This window comes from Microbacterium sp. PM5 (genome assembly GCF_003293595.1).
Taxonomy (GTDB): domain Bacteria; phylum Actinomycetota; class Actinomycetes; order Actinomycetales; family Microbacteriaceae; genus Microbacterium.
The window spans coordinates 492,908-512,043 of the sequence record NZ_CP022162.1 but is presented as its reverse complement, the minus strand read 5'-3'; the positions used below and the strand labels follow the sequence as shown (position 1 = coordinate 512,043).

Annotated in this window: 18 protein-coding genes; 4 read left to right on the top strand and 14 right to left on the bottom strand. The window is 72.0% G+C overall.

Translation table 11 applies throughout. From position 1 onward, the window contains the following. Positions 1 to 8 precede the first annotated feature (8 nt). Positions 9 to 506, top strand: coding sequence for a hypothetical protein (locus CEP17_RS02460; RefSeq protein ID WP_036315271.1), 498 nt, complete (start codon positions 9 to 11; stop codon positions 504 to 506). Between the two features lie 61 nt (positions 507 to 567). Here CEP17_RS02460 and CEP17_RS02455 read toward each other — a convergent pair whose 3' ends face one another. The 3 genes from CEP17_RS02455 to CEP17_RS02445 form a co-directional block, all read right to left on the bottom strand. Beyond that, entirely contained in the window at positions 568 to 1,878 is a 1,311-nt protein-coding gene (locus CEP17_RS02455; protein ID WP_112931138.1) for a GNAT family N-acetyltransferase, read from the bottom strand. Positions 1,879 to 1,939: 61 nt separating this feature from the next. Continuing rightward, the gene (locus CEP17_RS02450; RefSeq protein ID WP_112931137.1) at positions 1,940 to 2,881 is read right to left on the bottom strand and encodes a 4-(cytidine 5'-diphospho)-2-C-methyl-D-erythritol kinase; all 942 of its coding nucleotides are present in this window, start codon (positions 2,879 to 2,881) and stop codon (positions 1,940 to 1,942) included. Then, positions 2,878 to 3,942, bottom strand: coding sequence for an aldo/keto reductase (locus tag CEP17_RS02445; protein WP_112931136.1), 1,065 nt, complete (start codon positions 3,940 to 3,942; stop codon positions 2,878 to 2,880). The genes CEP17_RS02450 and CEP17_RS02445 overlap by 4 nt, the downstream gene beginning before the upstream one ends. 108 nt (positions 3,943 to 4,050) lie before the next feature. On the opposite strand from CEP17_RS02445, the gene CEP17_RS02440 reads away from it, so the two are divergent. Beyond that, entirely contained in the window at positions 4,051 to 5,652 is a 1,602-nt protein-coding gene (locus tag CEP17_RS02440) for a stealth conserved region 3 domain-containing protein (RefSeq protein WP_112931135.1), read from the top strand. Here the strand turns inward: CEP17_RS02440 and CEP17_RS02435 are convergent. The 11 genes from CEP17_RS02435 to hemE form a co-directional block, all read right to left on the bottom strand. After that, on the bottom strand, positions 5,588 to 6,511 hold the full coding sequence (locus CEP17_RS02435) for a phosphodiesterase (RefSeq protein WP_112931134.1): 924 nt from the start codon (positions 6,509 to 6,511) through the stop codon (positions 5,588 to 5,590). The genes CEP17_RS02440 and CEP17_RS02435 overlap by 65 nt on opposite strands. Positions 6,512 to 6,619: 108 nt before the next feature. Next, positions 6,620 to 7,465, bottom strand: a complete 846-nt coding sequence (gene rsmA / locus CEP17_RS02430; protein WP_036318473.1) for a 16S rRNA (adenine(1518)-N(6)/adenine(1519)-N(6))-dimethyltransferase RsmA — start codon at positions 7,463 to 7,465, stop codon at positions 6,620 to 6,622. Positions 7,466 to 7,519: 54 nt separating this feature from the next. Beyond that, positions 7,520 to 8,098 carry a hypothetical protein gene (locus CEP17_RS02425; RefSeq protein ID WP_112932844.1) on the bottom strand — a complete coding sequence of 193 codons (579 nt, stop codon included), beginning with the start codon at positions 8,096 to 8,098 and terminating at the stop codon, positions 7,520 to 7,522. 123 nt (positions 8,099 to 8,221) lie between these two features. Continuing rightward, complete coding sequence (hemL, locus tag CEP17_RS02420) at positions 8,222 to 9,532, bottom strand: glutamate-1-semialdehyde 2,1-aminomutase (RefSeq protein ID WP_112931133.1); 1,311 nt, start codon at positions 9,530 to 9,532, stop codon at positions 8,222 to 8,224. Then, positions 9,529 to 10,524, bottom strand: coding sequence for a porphobilinogen synthase (gene hemB / locus CEP17_RS02415; RefSeq protein WP_112931132.1), 996 nt, complete (start codon positions 10,522 to 10,524; stop codon positions 9,529 to 9,531). Before hemB ends, hemL begins: the two co-directional genes overlap by 4 nt. Further along, positions 10,521 to 11,303, bottom strand: a complete 783-nt coding sequence (locus CEP17_RS02410) for a uroporphyrinogen-III synthase (RefSeq protein WP_112931131.1) — start codon at positions 11,301 to 11,303, stop codon at positions 10,521 to 10,523. The genes hemB and CEP17_RS02410 overlap by 4 nt, the downstream gene beginning before the upstream one ends. Next, a complete protein-coding gene (gene hemC / locus CEP17_RS02405; RefSeq protein ID WP_112931130.1) occupies positions 11,300 to 12,271 on the bottom strand; it encodes a hydroxymethylbilane synthase in 972 nt (323 codons plus the stop codon). The genes CEP17_RS02410 and hemC overlap by 4 nt, the downstream gene beginning before the upstream one ends. Then, positions 12,268 to 13,500 carry a ferrochelatase gene (locus CEP17_RS02400; RefSeq protein WP_112931129.1) on the bottom strand — a complete coding sequence of 411 codons (1,233 nt, stop codon included), beginning with the start codon at positions 13,498 to 13,500 and terminating at the stop codon, positions 12,268 to 12,270. The genes hemC and CEP17_RS02400 overlap by 4 nt, the downstream gene beginning before the upstream one ends. After that, the gene (hemQ, locus tag CEP17_RS02395) at positions 13,500 to 14,186 is read right to left on the bottom strand and encodes a hydrogen peroxide-dependent heme synthase (protein WP_112931128.1); all 687 of its coding nucleotides are present in this window, start codon (positions 14,184 to 14,186) and stop codon (positions 13,500 to 13,502) included. The genes CEP17_RS02400 and hemQ overlap by 1 nt, the downstream gene beginning before the upstream one ends. A gap of 9 nt (positions 14,187 to 14,195) precedes the next feature. After that, entirely contained in the window at positions 14,196 to 15,599 is a 1,404-nt protein-coding gene (locus tag CEP17_RS02390) for an FAD-dependent oxidoreductase (RefSeq protein WP_239498568.1), read from the bottom strand. Next, positions 15,596 to 16,672, bottom strand: a complete 1,077-nt coding sequence (gene hemE / locus CEP17_RS02385; RefSeq protein WP_112932842.1) for a uroporphyrinogen decarboxylase — start codon at positions 16,670 to 16,672, stop codon at positions 15,596 to 15,598. Before hemE ends, CEP17_RS02390 begins: the two co-directional genes overlap by 4 nt. Positions 16,673 to 16,819: 147 nt before the next feature. On the opposite strand from hemE, the gene CEP17_RS02380 reads away from it, so the two are divergent. Both CEP17_RS02380 and CEP17_RS02375 read left to right on the top strand, forming a co-directional pair. Continuing rightward, a complete protein-coding gene (locus CEP17_RS02380) occupies positions 16,820 to 18,130 on the top strand; it encodes a glutamyl-tRNA reductase (RefSeq protein ID WP_239498567.1) in 1,311 nt (436 codons plus the stop codon). Then, complete coding sequence (locus CEP17_RS02375; protein WP_112931127.1) at positions 18,127 to 19,083, top strand: LacI family DNA-binding transcriptional regulator; 957 nt, start codon at positions 18,127 to 18,129, stop codon at positions 19,081 to 19,083. The genes CEP17_RS02380 and CEP17_RS02375 overlap by 4 nt, the downstream gene beginning before the upstream one ends. The last annotated feature ends 53 nt before the right edge of the window (positions 19,084 to 19,136 follow it).

Below are 19,136 nucleotides of genomic sequence, written 5' to 3'. Positions count from 1 at the left end.
GAGATGACATGAACACGAAGAACGTCACCCGCATCGGCGGGATCGCCGCAGCCCTGAGCCTCACGGCCGCGCTCACCGCCTGCGCGGGCGGGCAGAGCGTCGCCGACGCCTGCAGCATTGCGAAGACCGAGATCGAGACGGCGACCTCGAGCATCACGAGCGACCTCAACGCGTCGATGAGCCAGGCGACCTCGGGTGAGAAGGTCGACTTCTCGTCGCTCTTCCAGCCGGTTCTGGACGGACTCTCCTCTGCGGAGTCGAAGGTCACCAATGAGCAGGTCAAGGCCCCGCTGAGCGCATTCGCCGACGAGTACCGCAACTTCGCCGCGATCTTCGCCGACTTCGAGATGCCCAACCTGAAGAACATCGATCCGAGTGACGAGGCCGCCATGCAGAAGCTGCAGGAGGCTCAGGCCAAGGCCGAGGAGATCTCCACGAAGGGCCAGGAATCCTCGACGAAGCTGACCGCCGAGGCCAAGAAGCTGCAGGAGGTCTGCGGCAGCTGAGACCTCTCACCAGGCGGGGCCCGGATCCGACACCGGTCCGGGCCCCGCGTGGTTCCAGGGCTCAGTACCAGAAGCTCAGACGCGGCGGCACCGTCGAGGCGAACAGTCGCGCCAGTCGCGCCGGATCATCGGCGACCAGACGTCCCGCTCGTGCGAGCGTGACGGCCGAGACTCCGCCGAGCAGCATCGCCGACAGCTCGGCCACCCCGATCGTCGCCGTGGGAATGCCGACCGGCGGTTCGTCCACGATGTCGACCGCACCGATGCCGTCGGCATCCGCCGTCAGCACGAACGTGCCGGCGGCGACGCCGAGTGGGTCGGCGATCTGCAGCGTCACCGCGTCGGCGACGTCGTAGGTGCGCGCGGACAGCGCGGCCGGCACGTCGAGGATCCGCGTGTAGTGGTGGTCGCGCACGGTGACCGTCGCGGCGCGCTGATCGGCGATCATCCACCACAGCGGTTCGTCGACCGACAGCTCGCCCGCGCGTACCGTGCCGATGAGGTCCATCGTCAGCAGGAAGCGCCACAGACCGGCGTACGCCTCGTCCGTCGCCGCGACCAGCAGCAGGACATCGACGGTCGAGGCCACGAAGTCGTGCTCGTTCTCGGTCACCTTGTACAGCGCGACGCCGTCGACCTCCCCCGCCACGGAGCGGTACTGGACCACGCGGAGCTCCTCGGCCTTCTCGGCGTCGGGCCTGGTGCCGAAGAAGCGCTCCCAGTGCCCGCCGGGCATCTCGATCTCACCGGGCGTCTGCGTGCGCACGCGTTCGTGCAGCGCCGCGGCGATGTCGCGCCCCTGCGCGCGGGTGACGAAGTCGATGCGTCCCGGCGCCTCGGGCCCCACCCAGCGCGCCCGACGTGCGTCGATCGTCCACTGCGCAGCAAGTGCGGCCGGCGCGAAGCCGAAGCGGCCGTAGATCGTCGACTCGCTCACGGTGAGGATCGCGACGGGAAGCCCGCGCTCGACGGCGGTGCGCAACTCCCCCGTCATCACGGAGCGCAGGATGCCACGGCGACGGTGGGTGGGAGCGACGGTGACCGAGCTGATCGCGCACGCGGGAACGGTACCGCCCGGAAGCGTGAGCTCCGCCGCCCACGACGCGAACGTCGCGACCGGAACGTCGGGCTGCGGGGCGGTGTCGTCGAACACGCCGATCTTGCGCCGATACGCCGTGTGCGCGAAGAAGGCGTCGCGCTGCACATCGGTGCGCTCACCGCCCAGGAAGCCGCGGGAGACGGCTTCCAACCAGGGGTCGGTCTCGGTGCGCAGCGCATCGTCGACTCGGCGCACGCCGAGCCCGCGTCCATCGAGCTCGTCGGTCATCGTGCGGTCCAGCGATGCATCGTGGTGGGAGCGGTGATCGGACATGCGGGTCTCCATTCGTGCGGACGGTCTGCGGTGAGGCTCGGCCTGGTGGTGCGGGGCGTTCTCAGGCGCTGATGACACGCGCGCCCGGGACGGGTCCGTGCACGTGCAGCACACGCGATCCGGAAGCCGCCGACGCGGCGAGTTCGGACGCCAGCGCCGCCGCTCCGCGCTCGTCGGCGGCGAGGAAGGCGACAGTGGGTCCCGAACCCGAGACGAGCCCGGCCAGAGCGCCCGCGAGATGACCGCCGCGCAGCGTCGCGGCCAGCGAGGGCCGCAGCGAGAGGGCGGCCTCTTGCAGGTCGTTGTGGACGGCGACCGCGAGCGCGGCGGGATCGCCCGCACGCAGCGCCTGCATCACGACAGGATCGGCGGCGGGCACCCCGTGCGCGGGCGCGATGTCGGGCAGGGCTCTCAAACGGTCCAGTTCCCGATACACCGCCGGCGTCGACAGTCCGTCCGCGCTCGTCACGAGGACCCAGTCGAAGCGACCCCGTGCCAGCGCGGGGGCCAGCTCGTCGCCGCGACCCGTGCCGATCGCCGTCCCCCCGAGCACCGCGAAGGGCACATCTGCGCCCAGGGGCGCCGCCAGCTCCTGAAGTTCGAGAGTCGTGAGTCCCCCGCCGAGCAGCTCGTTGACGGCGACGAGAGCGGCCGCGGCATCCGCCGACCCGCCCCCCATCCCGCCGGCGACGGGCACGCCCTTGTGGATGTCGAGGTGGATGCCGCCGCGCCACCCCAGCCGCTCGGCGACGCGCCGCGCGGCGCGGACGGCGAGGTTGGACTCGTCGAGCGGCACCCCCGACACGTCCAGGTCGCCGGTGACCGCCAGCGTGAAGTCGTCCGCCACCTGGGCCCAGACGTCTTCGTAGGCGGATACCGCCTGATACACCGACGCCACGTCGTGGTAGCCGTCGGGCTGGGCGTCACCGACGTCGAAGGCGATGTTGATCTTGCCGGGCGCACGCACGTGCACCCGGCGACCCGCCACCGCAGCGGTCGTCACGAAGCGTCCGCCCAGACCTCGCCGATGCCGGCGGAGATGACGTCGATGCGTTCCAGTTCTTCCGCGTCGAACGCGGGGCCGTTCACGGCCGCGAGGTTCTCGTCGAGCTGCTGCGTGCGCGAGGCGCCGATGAGCGCCGAGGCCACGACGCCGTCGCGCAGCACCCACTGCAGCGCGAGCTGAGCGAGGCTCTGTCCGCGCTCGCGGGCGATCACGTTCAGCGCACGCAGGCCCTCCAGCGCAGTGTCCGTGAGACGACGGCCCGGCAGCGACGAGCGCTCCTGCGATCGCGCCGAGGTCCCGTCGCCCAGATAGCGATCGGTGAGCAGCCCCTGCGCGAGCGGCACGAAGGCGATCGCACCCATCCCCTCCTCACGCAGGACGCCGGTCAGGCCGTCCTCGATCCATCGACCGAGGATCGAGTAGGAGGGCTGATGGATGATCAGCGGAGTGCCCAGAGAGCGCGCCACCGCGGCAGCCCGCGCCGTCTGGTCGGGCTCGTACGAGGAGATGCCGACGTAGAGCGCCTTGCCCTGACGCACGAGGGTATCCAGCGCCGCGACCGTCTCTTCGATCGGGGTGACGGGATCGAAGCGGTGCGAGTAGAAGATGTCGACGTAGTCGAGCGACATGCGCGTCAGCGACTGCTCGGCGCTGGCGAGCAGGTACTTGCGCGAACCCCACTGACCGTAGGGCCCGTCCCACATGTCGTAGCCGGCCTTGGACGAGATGATGAGCTCGTCCCGGTAGGGCCGGAAGTCCTCGCGCATCATGCGTCCGAAATTGGTCTCGGCGCTGCCGTAGGGCGGACCGTAGTTGTTGGCGAGATCGAAATGCGTGATGCCGCGGTCGAACGCGTGGCGCAGTAGCGCGCGCTGGTTGCCGAAGGGGACGTTGTCGCCGAAGTTCCACCACAGCCCCAGCGAGATCGCGGGCAGATACAGCCCGCTCGAGCCCACCTGACGAAACGCGGAGGCGGAGTAGCGGTCGGATGCCGCAGCGTACGGACGGTGCAGGTCGCCGCCGCGTGAGGCGGGGAAGCGCTCGGAGATGTCGGTCACCCGTCCAGGCTATCGACCGCGACCGCCCGCCGCGCCTGCCGTCCCCGAAACGCGCGGGAAACGCCGGCACCGTACGCTGAGCCTCTCCGACGACGAAGGGCGGTCCTCGTGACGGCAGCACTGGAGGCACTTTCACCGCACCCGCATCCCTGGTCGGGCCTGCTGGCCCGCGACGACGTGCGCTGGGTGGATGGCGTGCTCCACATCGTGCACGACGACCTGACGCCCGAGATGGCCCGTGTGGCCGACATCGGCCTCATCGCCGACACCCTGGCCGCCGCCGGTATCGATCCGCTGCTCGCGCAAGACGATCACGGCGCCGCCGTCATCGTGGTCGATGCCGCGGAGGGGCGCGCGGCGCTCCGCGCCCTCGCTGCCGCCGGAGCCCGGGAGCCCCTGTACGCGAAGGCGCCGGGCGGTGCCGCCCGTCTCGCCGTCGATGTGCCTCTGCCCGAGGCCGACGCCGTCTGGTCCCTGCGACTGTTCCGTCCCCGCGTCACCGACAGCGGCTCTCTCCGCTACGGCAGCGCGGAGGGCGTGCGCCTGGAGACCTGGCGCATGAGCGGCGATCTGGTCCACACGCCACGACCCACCGCGCTCACGCGGCGCGTCTTCCCGGCATCCGATCTCGTCGTCACGACGGTCTGGCGCTACGGCAGGTCGTGGCGCACCGTGGCCGGCATGTTCGAGGTGCGTCCCCACCAGGTCACCGTCGACATCGACATGGTCTTCTCCTGGGTCGACGGGTCGGCGAGCGAGTTCCAACGGCAGCGCGCCGCCCAGCAGGAGGAGTACGTCGTCGGCAAAGGCGACGACGGGCCCGCCCGCTACCGGCACGTCGACGAGCTGCGGTACGCGCTGCGCAGCGTGCACATGTACGCCCCCTGGGTGCGCCGCATCTTCATCGCCACCGACTCGCCGCAGCCTGCATGGCTGCGGGAGCATCCGCGGGTCACGGTCGTTCGCAGCGACGAGTTCTTCGCCGATCCGTCGGTGCTCCCCACGCACAACTCCCATGCCGTCGAGGCGCAACTCCACCGCATCGACGGGCTGGCCGAGCACTTCCTCTACTCGAACGACGACATGTTCTTCGGCCGCCCCGTGACGGCGGAGATGTTCTTCACCGCGGGGGGCCTCACGAAGTTCGTCGAGTGCGACGTCCGCATCGGATCGGGCCCCACGCGCACGGAACGGTCCGGACACGACAACGCGCTGCGCGTGAATCGGGAGCTCCTGCGCGAGCGGTTCGGTCGCGTGATCCTGCGCGACCTCGAACACTGTGCGGCACCGATGCGGCGAAGCGTGGCCGCGGAGGTGGAGCGCGAGTTCGCCGACGACATCGCGCGCACCGCGGCATCGCGCTTCCGCAGCGCGACCGACGTCTCCGTGACCAACAGCCTGTATCACTACTACGCGCTCATGACCGGGCGGGCGATCGCGACGACCGAGCCGCGCGTGCGGTACGTGCAGACCACGATGGCGTCGGCCCTGAAAAAGATGCGTCGACTGGAGCAGCGCCGCGACGCCGACATGTTCTGCCTGAACGACGGCGGCGAGACGGAGGTGCCGGAAGAGCTGCGGGTGCGGATGCTCCGCGACACGCTCGAGCGGATGTTCCCGGTCCGCGCCCCGTGGGAGCGTCCACTCAGCGGCGCACGAACACCGGACGTGTCGGCGGGGCCGACGGCCGCTGCACGCCGACGCCCGTGATCCCCGCCTCCGCGAGGAGGCGCTGCGCCGTCTGCGGGTCGGTGTACTCCATGACGCGTGGCACATCGACGGGGACCACGGAATGGACCACCGTGTCGTCGTACACGTGGACGAGGTTGTAGGACTGCGCACCGTCCTGCGGGCGGGTGCCGCCGACCGGCACGGTGAGATCCTGTGCGTAACAGGTCGACGAGGCGACGGAGACGGGGATGCCGGCGAAGGTCGCGAACGTCGAGTAGTGGAGGTGCCCGGCGATGATCGCACGGACGTCGGTGCCGCGCAGCACGCGAGCCAGCCGCGCCTGATCGCGAAGCTCCACGCTCGCCGCGAGCGCGAGCACGCTCGGCACAGGCGGGTGATGCATGGCGAGGATCGTGCCCAGCGGCGCGGGAGTGGCGAGCACCGTGGCGAGCCAGGCCAGCTGCGCGTCGCTGATCTCGCCGTAGTGGTGCCCGGGCACGGAGGTGTCGAGGGTGACGATGCGCAGGCCGTCGAACTCGTCGACGCGGTCGACGGGGCGAAGGTCGGCGTCCTCGTCGTCCCACAGCTCACTGCGGAACGCGGCGCGATCGTCGTGGTTTCCCATCACCCACACCACCGGCGCCTCCAGACGAGCGGCCACGGGCTCGACCATCGCGCGCAGCGTGGCGTAGGCGGCGCGTTCGCCGAGATCGACGAGGTCGCCCGTCACCACGATCGCGTCGGGACGCACGCCCGATGCTTCGATGCCGGCCAGGGCACGCGCCAGGTGCTCCTCGCCCGACACGCGGTCCCAGATGCGCGAGCCGGCCGCGCGCAGGTGGGTGTCGCTGAGGTGGAGCAGAACCCGTTCGGGAGCAGGATGCTCGGCCACACGCATAGGCGCAATGTTACAAGCATGTTTCGTGACCGCGCGGTGAACAGGACGCGACATGTCGCCGACCGACGGTCAGCGGGTCACGGCGAGGCCCGGCGCGCGCACCGGTGCTTACCGAAGCGTGCGGGCGATCGCGACGAAGTCCGCGATCGTGAGCTGCTCGCCACGCGCCGTCGGGTCGACGCCTGCAGCCTCCAACACCGCCGACGCGGTGCTCGACGATCCGCCGAGCACCGGTGCCAGCGCCTGCCGCAGCATCTTGCGCCGCTGCTGGAAGGCGGCATCGACCACCTGGAACGTCGCGCGGCGCAGAGCCTCGTCGCCGCGCGGCTCGGGGTCACGACGGAACCCGACGAGCACGCTGTCGACGTTCGGCACCGGCCAGAAGACCTGCCGAGAAACGGTGCCGGCCAGCCTCCACGGACCGTACCAGGCGGCCTTCACGCTGGGCGCGCCGTAGACCTTGGATCCCGGCGGGGCGGCGAGCCGCTCCCCCACCTCGGCCTGCACCATCACGACACCGCGCTCGAGACCCGGGAAGGTCTCCATGAAGTGCAGCAGCACCGGAACGCTCACGTTGTACGGCAGGTTCGCGACGAGCACGTTCGGATCGCCCGGAAGAGCGGTGACGCGAAGGGCGTCGGCATCCACCACCGTCAAGGCGCCCTCGGCGACGCCGTGAGACGCAGCGGTGGCCGGCAGACGCTCGGCGAGGCGATGATCGATCTCGACCGCGGTGACCGCCGCGCCCGTCTCGAGGATCGCCAGCGTGAGCGACCCGAGCCCAGGGCCCACCTCGACGACACGGTCGGTGGCCGCCACCTCCGCGACATGCACGATCTTTCGCACCGTGTTGGCGTCGACGACGAAGTTCTGACCGAGCTTCTTCGTCGGGGTCACGTCGAGGTCGGCGGCGAGCGCACGGATCTCGGCGGCTCCGAGCAAGGTCACGGGCATGCGCTCCAGCCTATCCGGCGGCGCCGCCGGCTCGAGGGACGCCGCGATCGCCCCCTACGGGATCCAGTAGCCGACGGCGCAGAGCAGACGCGTCTCGTCGTCGGCATCGGCCGGTGCCTCGATGGCGGGAGGGAACACGCCCCACTGACGCCACTCGTCCGCGAACGTCACGACGTGCTCCTCGAGACCGGCGATGAGCTCCGGCGACAGATGGAACGGGATGCCGAGGTGCTTCGCGATCTGCCATGCCTGGAACGCCCGGTAGGTGGCCAAGTGCGCGAGGCCTTCGGCGGCGGGGTAGTCGCCGTAGCTGAACCGGAACGTGTCGGCGTAACCGCCGGCGCGAACGGCGGCGGTCGCGGCGTCGTTGCGCGCGTCGTAGGCGCCGATCGGATCGTCGCCCAGCAGATCGACCCCGCGCAGGTCGTCGCCGTCTGCCGACGCACGGCCGCGCAGGACGTCGGGCACCCACGCCTCGTCGTAGGTGTGGGCCTGCAGGACGTCGCGGAACGTGGGGTCGGGGGTGGAGGTCCAGTCGGCGGGCGCCGACCGGGTGAGATCGGCCGGATCGATCCGATCGATCACGTCGCGCAGGGCGGCGTCGGAACGCAGAAACAGCTCGTCGGTGTTCATGGTCGACACGCTAGAGGGATCCTCCGACACGGCTTCGGTCGGGCCCGCCGCTGCCGTCGCCGGCGCCACCGAGACGTCTCGTGCCGACGAGATGTCGCGTATCGCGGACGGGCTCGCGAAACCCTACGCGGACGCCGCGGCGCGGGCGGCCGCGGGCAGGGCGTCGACGATCTGCGCCACCGCGGCATCGTCGTGCGCGGCGGTGAGGAACCACGCCTCGAACGCCGACGGCGGCAGCGAGACGCCGGCATCCAGCATCGCGTGGAAGAACCGGCCGTAGGCGGCGGTGTCCTGCTGCTGCGCCGTCGCGTAGTCCGGCACCCCGCCGACGACTTCGGCGCCGAAGAAGACGCTGAACAGGGTTCCCGCCCGCTGCAGCACGTGGGGCACCCCGGCCGCAGTCAGCGCCGCCGTCGCCGCACCGGCGACCGCGTCGGCCGCCGCTGCCAGCCGGGCGTACGCGGAGGCGTCGGCCAGACGGAGCGTCGCCAGGCCCGCGGCGACCGCGACGGGGTTTCCGCTCAGCGTGCCGGCCTGGTACACCGGCCCCAGCGGGGCGAGCATGTCCATGACGTCGGCGCGGCCGCCGACCGCGGCGACCGGCAGTCCACCGCCGATGACCTTTCCGAAGGTCACCAGGTCGGGTACGACCTCCTCCCCCGCGTCTGCGAGCACCTGGGCGTAGCCGCCCGATGCGGCGCGGAAGCCGGTGAGCACCTCGTCGCTGATCAGCAGGGCGCCCTCGCGTCGGCAGACATCACCGACGAACGTCGAGAATCCGGGTGCCGGCGCGACCACCCCCATGTTCGCGGCCGCAGCCTCGGTGATCACGGCGGCGATCCGACCGGAATGCGCGGCGAAGACCTCCTCCAGCGCGGCACGGTCGTTGTACGGCACGACGAGCGTCTGCGCCGCGACGGCCTCCGGCACACCGGCAGAGCCCGGCAGTGCGAAGGTCGCCAGCCCCGACCCGGCGGCGGCGAGCAGCCCGTCGGAGTGACCGTGGTAGTGACCGGCGAACTTGATGAGAAGGTCCCGTCCGGTCGCGCCGCGCGCCAGTCTGATGGCGGTCATCGTCGCCTCGGTGCCGGTGGAGACCAGTCGCGCCTTCTGCACGGCCGGCACCCGTCGCACGATTTCCTCGACGAGCTCCGCCTCGGCCGGCGTCGGCGCCCCGAACGAGAGTCCGCGCGCGGCGGCGGCCTGGACGGCGGCGACGACCTCGGGATGAGCGTGACCGAGCAGCGCCGGCCCCCAGCTGGCGACGAGGTCGACGTAGCGGCGGCCCTCGGCATCCGTCACATACGCCCCCGCGGCCTCGACGAGGAAGCGGGGCGTCCCACCGACCGAGCCGTAGGCGCGCACGGGCGAGTCCACGCCACCGGGGATGACCGCGCGGGCGCGGGTGAACAGGGCGTCGTTGGTGTCGGTCATGCGAGTGCCCGTCCCTCTCGGAGCCAGCCGGCGACCTCGATCGCCCAGTACGTCAGAATCGCCTCGGCGCCGGCGCGGCGGATGCCGAGGATGCTCTCCCCGATCGCACGCTCACGGTCGATGACCCCGGCCGCGGCAGCGTGCTCGATCATCGCGTACTCGCCGGACACCTGGTAGGCCCAGACCGGGACGGACGACACCGCCGCGACCTCGGCGAGCACGTCGAGGTACGGACCGGCGGGTTTGACCATGACGATGTCGGCGCCCTCGTCGATGTCGGCGAGAGCCTCCTGCACCCCTTCGCGACCGTTGGCGGCATCGAGCTGGTAGGTGCGACGGTCGCCGGTGAGGGTCGACTCGACGGCGTCGCGGAACGGACCGTAGAACGCGGAGGCGTACTTGGCGGAGTACGCGAGGATCACGATGTCGCTGCGGCCCGCGGCGTCCAGAGCCGCACGGCAGGCGGCGACCTGGCCGTCCATCATGCCCGACAGTCCGAGGACGTCGGCGCCGGCTTCTGCCTGGGCGAGCGCCATCCGCGCGTACACCTCGAGAGTCGCGTCGTTGTCGACCAATCCGTCGGCGGCCAGCACACCGCAGTGGCCGTGGTCGGTGAACTCGTCGAGGCAGAGGTCCGCCTGCACCGTCAGACGCCCCTTCGCCGCCGCGGCGGCCACGGCGATCGCACGGTTGAGGATGCCGTCGGGATCGGTCGCACCGCTGCCGACGGCGTCGCGGACAGCGGGCACACCGAAGAGCATGATGCCGCCGATGCCGGCCTCGGCCGCCTCGTCGACGACGGCCGCGAGCTGCGCGAGCGGGTACTGCTGCACCCCCGGCATGCTCGCAATCGGCTGCGCCTCGGAGATGCCCTCTTTCACGAACACCGGAAGGACGAGCCGGCGCGGACTCAGGTCGGTTTCGGCGACGAGGCGTCGCAGGGCGGCACTGCGGCGCAGACGACGCAGGCGACGGACGGGAAACGCGGTCATCGGATGACCTCCTGGAGTCGGGGAAGGGTGTCGAGCTCGGCGATGAGGGCGTCGATGCTCTGTGTGCGGGCGGTGTGGCCGACGACGAAGCCGAGGCGCTCGGCGTCGCGGGTCGTTCCCGGACCGATCGAGGCGACGAGGGTGGATGCCGGCAGCACCCCGACCTGGCGGCGCAGTTCGCGCCCGACGCTCAGTGAGGTCAGCAGCACGACGGCGACGCGTCCGGCAGCGAGATCGGCCGCCACGTCGGGGGCGAGATCGATTCCCACCGTGCGGTAGCCGATACAGACGTCGACGGCGAAGCCGCGCAGCTCCAGCTCGTCGCTGACGACGGCGCCGGCAAGGTCGGAGCGCACCACGAGGCAGCGCCCGGTCGAGCTCGCGCTGTGCGCTGCGCACCACTGCGCGATCATGGTCTGCGCCGATGAGCGGCCCAGCGGCACGAAGTCGACGTTCGCGCCCAGATCGGCGACGGCGCGCGCGGTGGCCTGGCCGACCGCCGCGATTCGCAGCGACGTCGGCAACGTGCGTTCGCTCGCCGACAGGAAGACGGCGATCTGCTCGACGCTGGCGGCGCTCGTGACGAACAGCCACTCGTAATCGCCGTCGGCAAGCCGCCGGAAGGCGGCGTCGCGCGCGGTGGTGTCGCGCGGCGGGGCGGTGCGGATGAGCGGCGCGATCACGGGGTGGGCGCCACGACGCGAGAGCTCGCCGGCCACGCGCTCGCCCCATGCGCCGCCGCGCGGTACGAGGACGCGCGCGCCGGCGAGGGCCGTCACCGGGGCTCCCCCTCGGGGCGTGGACCGAGGTCGGCGAGATCGGCGGCCCCGGCCTCCATCAAGGCGGCGACGACGACGGCCGCGGCCGCGTCGCGTCCGTCCGCCGTCGTGAGGTCGGCACGGTCCGCGGAGTGCCCGACGCGGACGGTTCGCGCACCGTCGAGGGCGTACACCTCGGCGACCAGCGTGACGGCGTCGTGCGCGCGCCGCGCGGAGATGCCCACCGGCGCGGCACATCCGGCCTCCAGCATCCGCAGCACGGCACGCTCCCACAGCGCGGTGATTTCGGCATCCGTATCCGTGATCGCGGCGATCTGCGCGGCGACCGGGGAATCCGTGCGCACCTCGACCGCGAGCGCGCCTTGGCCGGCGGAGGTGGGCCAGCCGTCGGCGTCGAAGCGGTCGGTGATCCGGTCGGTGCGTCCGATCCGGGTCAGCCCCGCCTCGGCCAGCACGATGGCGTCGTACTCCCCCTCGTCGACCTTGCGCAGTCGAGTGTCGACGTTGCCGCGGATGCCGCGCACCTGCAGATCGGGCCGGCGCCGCAGCAGCTGGGCGACCCGCCGGGGTGATCCGCTGCCGACCACGGCGCCGTGCGGCAGCGCCTCGAGCGTGAGGCCTCCGCGCGCGCACAGCACATCCGCCACAGGGGCCCGCGGCGGAACGGCACCGATCGCGAGGCCGGCGACGTCGGCCGTGGGAAGGTCCTTCATCGAGTGCACCACGAGGTCGCACTCGTCGCGCAGCAACGCCTCACGCAGCGCCGCGACGAACACGCCGGTACCACCCAGCTGCGCGAGGGGTCCGGTGAGCACGTCGCCCGCCGTCGTGATCGGCACCAGCTCCACCTCGCGGCCGGTCGCCGCCCGCAGGGCGTCGGCGACGTGGCCGGACTGCGTGGTGGCCAGCAGACTCGCTCGGGTTCCGAGTCGCAGCGGCGCGGGTGCGGCGGCGTCGGTCACCGTCACGGCGCGATCCCCGCGAGTGCCGGCTGGAAGCCGAGTCGCTTGTTCTCGCAGCATCCGGGACGGCAGACGTCGTACCAGGGTCCGAGGTCCGTCTCGTGCGGGCGGTCGGCCGCGGCGGTGCCGTTCAGCCGCTCGACCATGAGGTCGACCAGTCCCATGACATACGCCGGGTGCGTCCCCGGAGTCGGGGTGCGGATTGCCGTGAGACCGAGCTCGTCGGCCGTCTCCATCGCCTCCGTGTCGAGGTCCCAGAGCACCTCCATGTGGTCGCTGACGAAGCCGAGCGGCACGATGAGCACGGCCTTGCGACCACGGGCGGGCAGCTCGGCCATCGCGTCGTTGATGTCGGGCTCGAGCCACGGCACCTGCGGCGGACCCGAACGGCTCTGGAAGACGAGCTGCCAGGCGCACGACGAGCCCAGCCGCGACATGATCGTCTCGGCGACGGCCGTGTGCTGCGCGACGTAGGCGCCGCCGGCGCCGAATCCGCGCTCGGGCGGGCCGGAACGGTCGGCGTCGCTGTTCGGGATCGAGTGGGTAGAGAAGAGGATCTCGATCTCGTCGTCGGCGAAGCCCTGGGCATGGAGGGCCTCGAGTCCCTCGGCGACGCCCTCCGCGAAGGGGGTCACGAAGCCCGGGTGGTCGAAGAACTGGCGCACCTTGTCGATCTCGACGGCACCGCTGAGGCCGGTGGCCTCGACGGCGTCGGCGAGATCTTCGCGGTACTGGCGGCACGACGAGTACGAGCTGTACGCGCTGGTCGCGATCGCGAGCAGGCGCCGGTGGCCGGCGTCATGGGCGTCCTGCAGGGCGTCGGCGACGTACGGCATCCAGTTGCGGTTGCCCCAGTACACCGGCAGCTCCAGGCCGCGCGCCGCGAGCTCGGCATCCAGCGCCGCCTTCAGCTCACGGTTGTGCTGGTTGATCGGCGACACCCCGCCGAAGTGACGGTAGTGATGGGCGACCTCTTCGAGGCGCTCGTCGGGGATGCCGCGGCCCGCCGTGACGTTGCGCAGGAACGGGATCACGTCGTCCTGACCCTCGGGTCCGCCGAACCCCAGCAGCAGCACACCGTCATACGCCACGGGGGCGCTCACGTGCGGATCGCCGGCGCAGGTCGCCGCCGTGGCGGCCGGCACGCGGCACCCCTCGCCGCACACCGGAGCGGCGCTCGCGCGCGGAGGCTTGGGACGGAACTCGCCGGAGCGGGGAGCGATGTTCTCGGCCATCAGCTCAGCACCTCCGCCAGCTCGTCGAGCTCGAGCCGGCGGCCCGTGTAGAAGGGCACCTCTTCGCGCACGTGACGGCGCGCATCGGTCGCGCGCAGGTCGCGCATCATGTCGACGAGGTGGATCGGGTCGTCGCTCTCCAGCGGCAGGAGCCATTCGTAGTCGCTGAGTCCGAAGGTCGAGACGGTGTTGGCGACGACCTCCGTGTAGCGGGCGCCCTTGCGGCCGTGCTCGGCGAGCATGCCGGCGCGCTCCTCCTCGGGCAGCAGGTACCACTCGTAGCTGCGCACGAACGGGTACAGGCACAGCCAGCCGCGGGCGCTCTCGCCGCGAAGGTACCCGGGGACGTGACGCTTGTTGAACTCGGCCTCACGGTGCACGCCCATCGCTGTCCAGACGGCCGTGTACGCCTGCAGCATGCCGGTGCGCCGCAGGGTGCGCAGTGCCTTCTGGAGCACGGCAGGGTCATCGACCGCGCCCGGCGTCGTGTGCAGCCAGATCATGAGATCCGCCTCGCCGCGCATGCCGGTGACGTCGTAGAGGCCGCGAACGCTGACACCGCCGGCCGTGACCGCGTCGACGGCGGCGGACAGCTCGGCGACCGCCGCCGCGTCGGGGGCCACCCGAGGACGGGGTCCGGCCAGGACGGCGAAGAGGGTGTATCCGAGCGGGATCTGTTCGGTCATACGGTGCTCCTAGGAAACCGGGTGGGTGTACAGGAAAGACGACGGCGGGGATGCCGCGAGCGCGCTGTCGAGACGTGCGGCGAGATCGCGGGCGTGCGGAATGACGGAGGCGAGGCCCGTGCCGGCCACGGCGGCCCCGGCCAGGTGGATGCCCGCGGGCAGGTCGTCGGGCGCGGCGGCGCCGACGACGGCATCCGTCCACTCCTGCACGACCAGGTCGACGACGTCGGCCGCGGCCACCTCGACGCCGGTGAGGATCGACACCTCGCGCGCGACCTCGTCGGCCGTGGCGAGCGTACCGGCGGCGGCGTCGCGAGCGGAGAGGCGCACGAGGTGGATGCCGTCGGGCGTCGCGACGCGCGCCCAGTCCCACTTGGCGGTGATGTGCGTGAGGGCCTTGGCCGCCGTCGGCAGCGCGGCGTCTACGATCACGCCCGAGCCGACGGGTTCGGCGGCGAGGGCGGGGTGGGCGATGGCCGCCGCGACGAGGCGGACCGCCGCCGAGGAGCGCGTCGAAACGCCCGCACCCGCCAGCAGGCGCGCCGCCTCCGCCGGACCCGTCGCGATCACGACGTGACGCGCAGAGAGTGACCCGCTCGCCGTCTCGACCACGAGCGCGTCGGCGTCGGCGCGCACGGCATGCACCGCGACACCCGTGCGGATCTGAGCGCCACGCGACGCCGCGGCCTCAGCGAGCGCCGTCGGAAGGCGCCACATGCCCCCAGCGATGCCGCCGACGGCAGCGCCGGCACGCTGACCGGTCGCGATCGCGTCTGCAGCCTCAAGGAGCGATCCGCGCGCGACGAACTCGCGCCACAGACCGGGGTGCAGCTGCGACAAGCGGGCCTCGGCGGCGGGTCGCGAGTAGACGCTCCGGCAGAGCGTGTCGACGAGCCGATCGGCGACGCGGACACCGAGACGTTCGGCGACCAGGTCGTACAGCGACGGCTCCGCGTCGGCGGCGACGGGCACGCGTCGCTCGTCGCGCGCACGGGCGGCGCCGTCGGGGCCGATGATCGCGACGACGTCGTCGGCCTCCGGGTCGGCCGGGATGCCGAGCACGGTCCGCCGCGGCAGGCGAGCCCGCCGCACGCCGTCATCCGTCGCGACGGCGAGCCAGGCCCCCTGGGGGCGGGGCGCGACCAGTGCGAGATCGAGTCCGGCATCCGCGACGAGCGTCGCCACGGCATCGGTGCGTGTCGCGAACGACTCCGCGCCGAGATCGATGTCGACCCCCGCGAGCGTGCCGCGGCGCAGCAGCCCGCCCACCTCCTCCGCCGCGTCGACCACGACCACGTCACGTCCGGCACGCGCCAGCTCGTGTGCCACGACGAGCCCGCCCATGCCGGCGCCGACGACGACGACATCGGCGCCGGTCGCGGCTGCCGGCGCGCTCGTGCGAGAGGTGGTCACCGCGCGGACTCCGCGGGTGCGCGCCAGTCGTGAACGGTGCGCACCAGATCGGTGAGCACGGTGGGGTCGGTGTTCATCGGCACACCGTGGCCGAGGTTGAAGACATGTGCTCGCGCCGCCAGCCCCGAGGCGAGGGCGGCGTGGGCCGCCCGGCGACGCACATCCTCGGGGGCGAACAGCAGCGCGGGATCGAGGTTGCCCTGCACCGTGAGATCGCGGCCGATGCGGGTCACGGCGTCATCGAGGTCGACGCGATAGTCGACGCCGATCGCATCGACGCCGATCGAAGCCATGTCGGCGAGGATCTCGCCGGTGCCGACGCCGAAGTGGATCAGGGGCACATCGAGACCTTCGCCGCGCAGCGCGCGAACGGGCTCCAGGGCGGCCGCGGATGCCGGCAGCACGGCGCGCCGGTAGTCGGCGGGAGCGAGCGCTCCGGCCCACGAGTCGAACAGCTGCGCGGCGCTCGCGCCGGCACGCACCTGCAGGGCGAGGAAGCGCCCGGTCACCTCCGCGAGCCAGGCCGTGAGGTCCGCCCAGGCCGCGGGGTCGGAGTGGATGAGACTGCGGGCGCCGAGGTGGTCTTTCGACGGGCCGCCTTCCACGATATAGGCGGCGAGGGTGAACGGGGCGCCGGCGAAACCGATGAGCGGCAGCGGCTCGCCGCGCTGCTCGCCCTCCTCCGCCAGCATGGCGACCGTGCGCTGGACGGCCTCGACGACCGCCTCGCCGCGCTCCTCCACGAGTGCCGGATCGATCCGCACGAGCGCGGCGATCTCGGCGGCGGTGCGCACGGGGTTGCGGAAGACCGGGCCGCGGCCGGCGGCGATCTCGACCTCCACCCCGACGAGGTGGAGCGGAACGATGATGTCGCTGAAGAACACCGCGGCATCCACTCCGTGCCGGCGCACCGGCTGCATCGTGATCTCGCTCGCCAGCTCCGGGCTCAGACAGGCGTCGAGCATCGTCCCGGTGGCACGCAGCGCCCGGTACTCGGGAAGCGAGCGCCCGGCCTGCCGCATGAACCAGACGGGGGTGATCTCCGGACGATCGCCGCGGAGGGCGCCGACCAGGCGAGAGGTTGAGGTGCCGTGCGCGGTCAGGGGATGTGCGGCGGCGGTGGCAGAGGCGATGATGATGCTCCCGTGGGACGGACTCGAGTGGGCGTTAATCGTTATACTAACCTCGTTCCCTTCCGTTCGACTCACGACTGGACCCGCGTGCTCGTCTGCCTCTCCGCCCATCAGCGCACCACGCCTCTCGAAGCGCTGGAGCGGCTGTCGGTGGTCGGCGACACCGTCGCAACCGACCTGACGGCGGCGCACGAGAGCATTCGCGGAGCCGTGGTCCTGGCCACCTGCAATCGCTTCGAGGCCTATTTCGATCTGGCCGACAGTCCCGACGACGCCTCGCCCCTGCCGGCGATGGATGCCGCGATGGAGCGCCTCGCAGAACTGTCGGCACTGCCCTTCCGCGACGTCCGCGAGACGGTCGAGTTCGCGCACGGCAACCATGTGGCGCAGCACCTGTTCTCGGTCGCGTCCGGTCTGGACTCGGTGGCCGTCGGTGAGGATGAGATCGCGGGACAGGTGCGCCGCGCCCTCGACGCGGCGCGTCGGGAGGGTGTGACCACCGCTCCCCTCGAACACCTGTTCCAGCGCGCCACCGAGACCTCTCGGGCGGTGAAGAACTCGACCAAGCTCGGCGAGTCGGGGCGCTCCCTCGTTCGTCTGGCGGTCGAGCTCGCCGGCTCGCGCGTCGCCTCGTGGGAGCAGGCGCGCGTGCTCCTCGTCGGCACGGGGCGCTACGCCGCGGCATCCCTCGCGGCCCTGCGCGACGTCGGCGCCGTCGACATCCGCGTGCACTCGCGATCGGGACGCGATCGCTTCGCGAAGCGCGAGCACCTGACGACGGTGACCGCCGATGCATTCGCCGCCGAGGCGGCCCGCGCCGACGTGATCGTCACCTGTACGACGACCACCGATACCTTCGCCCTCGATCTCGAGAGCCACGGTGCGGCCCGTGCTGCGGTGTCGACGCCGCAGCTGATCATCGACCTCGGGATGCCGCGCAACGTGGATCCGGGGCTGCGCTCGCTCCCCGACATCGAACTGCTCGACCTCGACACCATCCGCGTCCACGCGCCGATCGACGAGTTCGCGACCATCGGCGAGGCCCGCCTCATCGTGCAGACCGCCGCGCAGCGTCATGCGATGGCACGCCGCGTGCACGAGGTGGCCCCCGCGGTCGTTCAGATGCGCGCGCATGTGCACGCCGTGCTCGACCGCGAGATCGAACGCGCGCGCTCCCGCGGCGCGGGAGCCGAGACGGAGGCCGCCCTGCGCCACTTCTCCGGCGCGCTGCTGCACGGCCTGATCTCGCAGGGCCATTCCCTGGCCGCCGCAGGTTCGGGTTCGCAGTGGACGAGTGCGGTGGACACCGTCTTTCCGCCCGCCGCGGTCGCCGCACCCGCGGCGGTGTCCACGGGCGACGACGCCGGGGACGGCGACGAGGACGGCGACCGCGGATGACGCGCGTCACGCTCCGCGACGTCGCCGCGCGGGCGGGGGTGTCGACGGCGGCGATCAGCCAAGCCCTGAACGGTCGCGGCAACCTCAGCGCGGAGACGCGCGAGCGCATCAAAGCGGTGGCGGCGGAACTGGGCTACGCGCCCAACAAGCACGCGAGCGCGCTGCGCAGCGGCCGCACGATGTCGATCGGCTTCGTGATGGCGGCCAACTCGCTGCAGGACGGTCGGCGCGCACTGCAGCGCGCGCGTCAGCTCGACGCGCTCGTGGAGGCCGGCGCGACACGCGGATTCACCGTGACGGTGCTGCCCGACAGCCGTCCCGACCTGCTGACGGGGGCGCAGATCGACGCCCTGTACTTTCCCGATCCCGCCGATGACCGCACGATCCTGCGCGATGCGGTGGCCGCCGGCATTCCCGTCGCGGCGAATGATCTCACCGTCCCGGGCGGGGTCCTCACGATCCGCACCGGCTACGCGGCGGCCGTTCGCGCGGGTCTCGCCCATCTGGCGGAGACCGGCGCACAGCGCATCGGCTTCCTCGTCGACGAGAGCGAGGTGCCGCGAGATCAGCTCGGCGAAAGCGCCTACCTCGCTTGGAGCGCCGTCAACGGCCGCACCCCGCTCGTGGCGCGGGTCGATGCCGGGCGCCGACGGCTCGTACCCGCGCTGCACGAACTGCTCGAGGCCGACGCCGACGCCGTGTTCGCCTACTGCGAGGAAGGGCCGGAGATCTACCTGCATCTCGAGCAGATCGACGTCGTCATGCCCCGGGATCTGCAACTGCTGGTGCTGTGCACGATCGAGTGCGACATGAACGCGCGCCTGGGGATCACGCACCTGTGCCTGCATCCGGAGAAAGCCCCCGAGGTGATGTTCGCCGCGCTCGACGCCGGCGATCCCCCGCGCGCGATCGAGCTGCCCTACGAGCTGGTGCGCGGCTCGACCACCCGCTGAGCCCACCCGCCCCGCCCCCTGCCCGCCCCGCGCCGGCCCGCCCCGCGCCCCTG

Excerpts from the sequence above, each read along its gene's own strand:
- CEP17_RS02425 (WP_112932844.1), bottom strand. The coding sequence starts at position 8,098 with ATGAACACCGACGAGCTGTTTCTGCGTTCCGACGCCGCCCTGCGCGAC.
- CEP17_RS02460 (WP_036315271.1), top strand. The coding sequence starts at position 9 with ATGAACACGAAGAACGTCACCCGCATCGGCGGGATCGCCGCAGCCCTG.
- CEP17_RS02455 (WP_112931138.1), bottom strand. The coding sequence starts at position 1,878 with ATGTCCGATCACCGCTCCCACCACGATGCATCGCTGGACCGCACGATG.
- hemB (WP_112931132.1), bottom strand. The coding sequence starts at position 10,524 with ATGACCGCGTTTCCCGTCCGTCGCCTGCGTCGTCTGCGCCGCAGTGCC.
- CEP17_RS02400 (WP_112931129.1), bottom strand. The coding sequence starts at position 13,500 with ATGGCCGAGAACATCGCTCCCCGCTCCGGCGAGTTCCGTCCCAAGCCT.
- CEP17_RS02375 (WP_112931127.1), top strand. The coding sequence starts at position 18,127 with ATGACGCGCGTCACGCTCCGCGACGTCGCCGCGCGGGCGGGGGTGTCG.
- hemL (WP_112931133.1), bottom strand. The coding sequence starts at position 9,532 with ATGACCGACACCAACGACGCCCTGTTCACCCGCGCCCGCGCGGTCATC.
- rsmA (WP_036318473.1), bottom strand. The coding sequence starts at position 7,465 with ATGCCCGTGACCTTGCTCGGAGCCGCCGAGATCCGTGCGCTCGCCGCC.
- CEP17_RS02435 (WP_112931134.1), bottom strand. The coding sequence starts at position 6,511 with ATGCGTGTGGCCGAGCATCCTGCTCCCGAACGGGTTCTGCTCCACCTC.
- hemQ (WP_112931128.1), bottom strand. The coding sequence starts at position 14,186 with ATGACCGAACAGATCCCGCTCGGATACACCCTCTTCGCCGTCCTGGCC.